Origin of the sequence: Chromobacterium subtsugae, assembly GCF_001676875.1 — a bacterium.
GTDB classification, from domain to species: domain Bacteria; phylum Pseudomonadota; class Gammaproteobacteria; order Burkholderiales; family Chromobacteriaceae; genus Chromobacterium; species Chromobacterium subtsugae.
The window spans coordinates 1-271 of sequence record NZ_JYKA01000063.1 but is presented as its reverse complement, the minus strand read 5'-3'; the positions used below and the strand labels follow the sequence as shown (position 1 = coordinate 271).

Annotated in this window: 1 protein-coding gene; it reads right to left on the bottom strand. The window is 42.8% G+C overall.

The features are described 5' to 3' along the window. Positions 1–23 precede the first annotated feature (23 nt). The coding region (locus MY55_RS24145; protein WP_208856085.1) for a hypothetical protein at positions 24–271 on the bottom strand (248 nt) is incomplete at its 5' end.

The following is a 271-nucleotide window of genomic DNA, read 5'->3' as shown; positions in this document are numbered from 1 at the left end:
AAGTTGATTAGTTAAATCAAATTCTACTCTTTGCAAATGGCGTATACATTTATGGAGGCACTTTGATTCTGGGTTGTGTCACATGTGGCTTGCCAGCCATTTCCACTCGGCTGGGAAGAGACTAACCATATAAACCCTGTTGGACTTGAGCATGCAGCTCCTCCGCCTGTCAATTTTTCACTTGAAAAACACTGTGCATAAGCACTTGGAAAACGGTAGGCTGAATTGCTTGCAGCTCTGATGCTAATTTTCTCTCCTAGGCTTTGTTTAC